Here is a 233-nt window from a genome sequence, read left to right on the forward strand (position 1 = left end):
GCCCACGTTATTGAGCGAGACCGAGAGATCGCGGAGGGCCTCTGGGGTTTCGCCGAGGCGTTGGAGGATGCGGCGGCGGATTTCGAGTGCCTCGGTGAAGGCGTCGCGTGCGCGCTGCCAGTCGCCGAGTTGCTGATCGGTGTTCGCGACATTGTCGAGCGAGACCGAGAGATCGCGGAGGGCCTCTGGGGTTTCGCCGAGGCGTTGGAGGATGCGGCGGCTGATTTCGAGGG

Annotated in this window: 1 protein-coding gene; it reads right to left on the minus strand. The window is 66.1% G+C overall.

The annotated features are described in order from the left end of the window. Positions 1-233: tetratricopeptide repeat protein (locus BQ17_RS02260; protein ID WP_141699044.1), on the minus strand; the 233-nt coding region annotated here is incomplete at both ends.

This window comes from Candidatus Thiosymbion oneisti (genome assembly GCF_900092655.1).
GTDB lineage: Bacteria > Pseudomonadota > Gammaproteobacteria > Chromatiales > Chromatiaceae > Thiosymbion > Thiosymbion oneisti.